This is a genomic window from Pseudomonas sp. RW407, from assembly GCF_003176655.1.
Classification (GTDB): Bacteria; Pseudomonadota; Gammaproteobacteria; order Pseudomonadales; family Pseudomonadaceae; genus Pseudomonas; species Pseudomonas delhiensis.
Window position 1 is genome coordinate 667030 of the sequence record NZ_QGSL01000088.1, and the last position, 5887, is coordinate 672916.

The 5887-nt window shown below is 65.6% G+C and carries 6 protein-coding genes; 2 read left to right on the top strand and 4 right to left on the bottom strand.

The window, feature by feature from the left end; all coding sequences use genetic code 11:
• The coding region (locus DK254_RS09525) for an alpha/beta fold hydrolase (protein WP_109933969.1) at positions 1-943 on the top strand (943 nt) is incomplete at its 5' end.
• A 194-nt stretch (positions 944-1137) separates the two neighbouring features.
• Here the strand turns inward: DK254_RS09525 and choV are convergent.
• From choV to DK254_RS09545, 4 genes are all read right to left on the bottom strand, one after another.
• Positions 1138-2316: a choline ABC transporter ATP-binding protein gene (gene choV, locus DK254_RS09530; protein WP_109933581.1), complete on the bottom strand. Its 1179-nt coding sequence runs from the start codon at positions 2314-2316 to the stop codon at positions 1138-1140.
• A gap of 5 nt (positions 2317-2321) precedes the next feature.
• A complete protein-coding gene (gene choW, locus DK254_RS09535; RefSeq protein WP_009614795.1) occupies positions 2322-3161 on the bottom strand; it encodes a choline ABC transporter permease subunit in 840 nt (279 codons plus the stop codon).
• 41 nt (positions 3162-3202) lie between these two features.
• Positions 3203-4141: a choline ABC transporter substrate-binding protein gene (locus DK254_RS09540; RefSeq protein ID WP_109933582.1), complete on the bottom strand. Its 939-nt coding sequence runs from the start codon at positions 4139-4141 to the stop codon at positions 3203-3205.
• A 220-nt stretch (positions 4142-4361) separates the two neighbouring features.
• A complete protein-coding gene (locus DK254_RS09545) occupies positions 4362-5237 on the bottom strand; it encodes a choline ABC transporter substrate-binding protein (RefSeq protein WP_371921127.1) in 876 nt (291 codons plus the stop codon).
• 381 nt (positions 5238-5618) lie between these two features.
• Between DK254_RS09545 and DK254_RS09550 the strand changes: the two genes are divergently transcribed.
• A partial coding sequence (locus DK254_RS09550) for a serine dehydratase beta chain (RefSeq protein WP_305888125.1) occupies positions 5619-5887 on the top strand: 269 nt, incomplete at its 3' end.

Consider the following 5887-nt stretch of genomic DNA (forward strand, 5'->3'; position numbering starts at 1 on the left):
CCGGCCAACCTACGGTCCCGAACTGGAACGCTTCAACTACGCCTACCCGGTGGGGCACTTCAGCTTCGCCTCCCAGGGCAAGCACGTGCACATGGCCTACATCGACGTGAAGCCGGCCAAGCCCAACGGCCGCGCGGTGGTGCTGCTGCACGGCAAGAACTTCTGCGCCGGCACCTGGGAGGCCAGCATCGCCGCCCTGAGCGCCGCCGGCTACCGGGTGGTGGCGCCGGACCAGATCGGCTTCTGCAAGTCCACCAAGCCGGAGCACTACCAGTACAGCTTCCAGCAGCTGGCCAGCAACACCCACGCCTTGCTGGACAAGCTCAGGCTGCACAAGGTGACGCTGCTCGGCCACTCCACCGGCGGCATGCTGGCCGCGCGCTACGCGCTGATGTACCCGCAGCAGGTCGAGCAGCTGGTGCTGGTCAACCCCATCGGCCTGGAGGACTGGAAGGCCCTGGGCGTGCCCTACCGCACCCCGGACCAGTGGTACGAGCGCGAGCTGAAGACCAGCGCCGAGGGCATCCGCAAGTACGAGCAGGCCACCTACTACGCCGGCCAGTGGAAGCCGGAATACGACAAGTGGGTGAACATGCTCGCCGGCCTCTACAACGGCTCCGGCCACGAGCGCGTGGCGTGGAACTCGGCGCTGCAGTACGACATGATCTTCACCCAGCCGGTGCTCTACGAGTTCGGCCAGATCCAGGCGCCCACCCTGCTGATGATCGGTACCCAGGACAACACCGCGATCGGCAAGGACATCGCCCCCGAGCCGCTGCGCGCCAAGCTGGGCAACTACGCCGAGCTGGGCAAGCGCACCGCCCAGGCCATCCCCCACGCCACCCTGGTGGAGTTCGACAAGCTCGGCCACGCGCCGCAGATCCAGGACCCGCAGGCGTTCCACGCGGCGCTGCTCAAGGGCCTGGCCGAGCTCAAACATTGAGGCTGGCCGCACCGATGGGCTCTTCGTAGGAGCGAGCTTGCTCGCGAACCGCACGGCACCGCAGCCGCCGGGAAATCCGTTCGCGAGCAAGCTCGCTCCTACGAGAAGCCGTGCCGCCTGCGCCCGTACCGCGAACGGTTACGCAAAACGAAAACGCCGGGCATCTGCCCGGCGTCTTCGCTTCCTCGGCCCCGTCAGCCCAGGTTCTTGCCCAGCAGCGCGTGGTACAGCTCGCTGTCGCCGAGCACCCCGACCACACGGCTCTGCTCTTGCAGGACCAGCTTGTGGCCGGTCTGGTAGCGGATCTGCAGGGCGTCGCGCATGCGGATGTTGACGTCCACCAGGGTCGGCTCGTGCTTGAGCCTCTCCACCGCGTCGCCCGGGCGCCATTGCTGCAGGTCGATGATGTTGCTGCCCTGGCGCGCGGTCTTGATCTGGTTGGTCTCGGTGAGGCCGATCCAGCAGTCGCGGCCCTGGTCGAAGCACACCTCGCCGTCCTGCCGGCGACACTGGTCCAGGCCGCGCATCAGGCTGGAGCCGCACAGCACGTTGAGCGGGTTGGTGTGGGCGACGAAGGTGCGCACGTACTCGTCCGCCGGGCTCAGCACGATCTCCTCGGGCTTGCCGTGCTGGATGATGCGGCCGTCCTTCATGATGGCGATGCGGGTGCCGATCTTCAGCGCCTCGTCGAGGTCGTGGCTGACGAAGACGATGGTCTTGTGCAGTTGCCGTTGCAGCACCAGCAGTTCGTCCTGCAGCTGCTGGCGGATCAGCGGGTCGAGGGCCGAGAAGGGTTCGTCCATCAGCAGGATGTCGCCGTCCATGGCCAGCGCGCGGGCCAGGCCGACGCGCTGCTGCATGCCGCCGGAGAGCGAGTCCGGGCGCTTGTCGCGCCACTGCGACAGGCCCACCAGCTCGAGCTTCTCGTCGATCACCTTCTTCCGCTCGTTGGCCGGGCGGCCCTGCATCTCCAGGCCGAAGCCGATGTTCTCGGCCACGGTCAGCCAGGGCATCAGGGCGAACTTCTGGAAGACCATGGCGATGCGCTTGGTACGCATGGTCTTGAGCGTCGCCGGCGAGCAGCTGGCGATGTCCACCTGCTGGCCTTCGTGCTCGATCAGCAGCTTGCCGCGGCTGACCTTGTTGAGGCCGTTGATGCAGCGCAGCAGGCTCGACTTGCCGGAGCCGGACAGGCCCATCATCACGCAGATCTCGCCGCGGTTGACGTCCAGGCAGGCGTCCTCCACGCCGAGCACCTGGCCGGTGCGCTTGAGGATTTCCTCGCGGCCCATGCCCTGGTCGAGCAGCTTGATGGCCTCCTTGGTGTGGGTGCCGAAGATCACATCCACGTGTTCGAAGCGAATCGCTGACATAGTGCTTACCTCCCCCGCAGCGAGCGTTGCTTGCACACCCGGTCGAGCAGGATGGCGAGCAGGACGATGGCCAGGCCGGCCTCGAAGCCCAGGGAGATGTCCGCGGTGTTCAGCGCGTTCACCACCGGCTTGCCGAGGCCGTCGGCGCCTACCAGCGCGGAGATCACCACCATCGACAACGACAGCATGATGCACTGGGTGATGCCGGCGCCGATGCTGGGCATGGCGTGCGGCAGTTCGATACGGGTCAGCAGCTGCCAGCGTGAGCAGCCGAAGGCCTTGCCGGCGTCCATCAGCTCCGCCGGCACGTCCTGGATACCCAGGCAGGTCAGGCGGATGGGCGCGGCGATGGCGAAGATCACGGTGGAGATCAGGCCCGGCACCACACCCAGGCCGAACAGCGTCAGGGTGGGGATCAGGTAGACGAAGGTGGGCACCGTCTGCATCAGGTCCAGCAGCGGCCGCAGCGCGGTGTAGAACCAGGGCTTGTGTGCCGCGAGTATGCCCAGGGGCACGCCGATGGCGACGCACACCAGGGTGGCGAAGATGACCTGGGCGAGGGTCTCCATGGTCTCCTGCCAGTAGCCCAGGTTGAGGATCAGCAGCAGCGAGGCCAGGGCGAACAGGGTCAGGCCGATGCTGCGCTGGATGAAGTGCACCAGGCCCACCATGATCGCGGTGAGCAGCAGCGGGTGGAACCACAGCAACCCGCCGGTGACACCGTGGATGAGGAACTCGAGGACATCCGAGATCTTGTCGAAGACCGCCGAGCCATGGCGGGTGAGCCAGTCGACGAAGGCGGCGATGTGCTCACCGAGGGGGATCTTGTGTTCAGTCAGAAACATAGTGCGGGCCCATCAAGCAAGGTGGAAGCGACCGGCCGAGGTCACTTGGCGAAAGCGACCTTGGCCGCGGCGAGCGCCGGCTTGCCGTCACGCGTGGTGACGCCAGCCAGCCAGGCATCGAGCAGTTCCGGATGATCCTTCAACCAGGCCTTGGCCGCGTCCTCGGGCTTCTTGCCCCCGTTGAGCACGGCGTCCATCAGTTTGTTTTCCATGTCCAGGGTGAAGGTGAGGTTGGTCAGCAGCTTGCCGACGTTCGGGCATTCCTGGACGTAGCCCTTGCGCACGTTGGTGTAGATGGTCGCGCCACCGTAGTTGGGGCCGAACACGTCATCGCCACCCTGCAGGTACTGCATCTTGAAGCGGGTGTTCATCGGGTGCGGTTCCCAGCCCAGGAACACGATCCACTGGTTGCGCCGGTCGGCACGGCCCACCTGCGAGAGCATCCCGGCCTCGCTGGACTCCACCAGCTTGAACTTGCCGAGGTCGAACTGGTTCTTGTCGATCATGCCCTGGACCAGGCGGTTGCCGTCGTTGCCCGGCTCGATGCCGTAGATCTTGCCGCCGAGCTTGTCGGAGAACTTGACGATGTCGGCGAAGTTCTTCAGCCCGCCGTCGTAGGCGGCCTGGGTGACCGCCAGGGTGTACTTGGCGCCCTCCAGGTTGGCCCGCACGGTTTCCACCGAGCCGTTGTCGGCGTAGGGCTTGATGTCGTTGGCCATGCTCGGCATCCAGTTGCCGAGGAAGACGTCGAGGTCCTTGTTCGCCAGCGAGCGGTAGGTCACCGGCACGGAAAGCATGTTCACCTTGGTGGTGTAGCCGAGCGATTCCAGCACCTGGCGAGTGGTCGCGGTGGTGACGGTGATGTCGGTCCAGCCGACGTCGGAGAAGCGAACCGTGCCGCACGACTCAGGTTCAGCGGCCTGAACCACCAGCGGCGCACTCAGGGACACTGCCAGCAGCAAAGACTTGCAACCTTTCATGAGCGTACTCCTCTGCGGGATAGGGCGATCTGCGTGGGTTTCTAGGTGGGCCGCGCCGGGACGCGGGCCCTTTCTTCGTCGATTCGGAAACGATCATGGAACAGGAAAAATCCGCCGCATACCGGGTGCGTCGCAACCAGTGCAGGCGAAGTCGCAATCAGCACCAGGGGTGTCGCATCCAGTTCCACGGCCCTGTTCCGACGGCCCGGGGACGTCGCCTTCACTGCTGGACGACGGCCTTGGACGGGGCCTGGGCGCGCGGCTGCACGCCCTTGAGCCAGGCGTCGCGCACCTGCGGGTTGGCCTGCAACCAGTCCTTGGCGGCCTGGCGCGGATTGCTCCGTTCATTGAGCACCGCGTCCATCAGGCGGTTCTCCATGGCCAGGTCGAATTCCAGGTTGCGCAGCAACTGCGCGACGTTCGGGCATTCATCAAGATAGCCGGCCCTGACGTTGGTGTAGACGGTGGCACCGCCGTAGTTCGGGCCGAAATAGGCATCGCCGCCTTCCAGGTAGCGCATCTGCAGGCGGGTGTTCATCGGGTGCGGTTCCCAGCCGAGGAAGACGATCGGCTGCTTGAGGGCGCCGGCGCGGCGCACCGAGGCGAGCATGTCGGCCTCGCTGGACTCCACCAGCTTGAAGTCGCCCAGGCCGAAGGCCTTGTCGGCGATCATCTTGCGGATCAGCTGGTTGCCGTCGTTGCCCGGCTCGATGCCGTAGATCCGGCCACCCAGCTGCTCCTTGAACTTCGCGATGTCGGCGAAGCTCTTCAGGCCGGCGTCGTAGGCGTACTGGGGAACGGCGAGGGTGTACTTGGCACCCTCCAGGTTGGCCCGCACGGTCTGCACCGAGCCATTGTCGGCGTAGGGCTTGATGTCCGCGGCCATGCTCGGCATCCAGTTGCCGAGGAAGACGTCGATGCGCTTCTCGGCCATGGCCTTGTAGGTATCGGGAACGGAGAGACGCTCGACCTTGGTGCGGTAGCCCTGCTCGCTGAGCACCAGGCGGGTGACGGCGGTGGTGACGGTGATGTCGGTCCAGCCGACATCGGCGAAACGGACCAGCGAGCAGGCTTGCGGTTCGGCGGCCTGGGCCAGGCCTGAGCAAAGAACGGGTAACGCCAACAGCGACAACAGAAGACACTTCATGAGGTCAGCCTCTAGCAATTACGGGGAGGGGTCAAGCACAGGTCCGAAGGCGAAACCCTAGCCGTTCGTCGACCGTTCATCATGAAACACCCCGAAATATGGGGCTGTCGACTGATTGATGTTGTCTATCGACTGCGTCTCATATTCGTAATTATTTGTCGCATGAGCGACACCAGCTGGCACGATTCTTCCCATGTCGCACGCCGCGGCGCTTTTGGATAAGGCCAAGTCGGTGCCGGACGCCGGCTCCACCGGCCGAGGGCCGATGATGCCCCGCATCAGGGGTGCCCGCGGGCGCTCCGCATCAGCCCAGTTCCTGCGGAGGCCGGCATGGCTATCAGTGTGTTCGACCTGTTCAAGATCGGTATCGGCCCCTCCAGTTCGCATACCGTCGGCCCCATGCGCGCCGCCGCCCTGTTCGTCGCCGCCCTGCGCGAACGCCAGTTGCTCGAGCGCGTCGAGCGCATCGAAGTGAAGCTCTACGGCTCCCTCTCCGCCACTGGCGTCGGCCACGGCACCGACCGCGCCGTCATCATGGGCCTGATGGGCGAATGGCCCGACCGCATCGACCCCAGCCAGATCGCCCCGCGCATGGCCGA

Bases quoted from the DNA above. Each gene is read 5' to 3' on its own strand.
- choV (WP_109933581.1), bottom strand. From the start codon at position 2,316: ATGTCAGCGATTCGCTTCGAACACGTGGATGTGATCTTCGGCACCCAC.
- choW (WP_009614795.1), bottom strand. From the start codon at position 3,161: ATGTTTCTGACTGAACACAAGATCCCCCTCGGTGAGCACATCGCCGCC.
- DK254_RS09540 (WP_109933582.1), bottom strand. From the start codon at position 4,141: ATGAAAGGTTGCAAGTCTTTGCTGCTGGCAGTGTCCCTGAGTGCGCCG.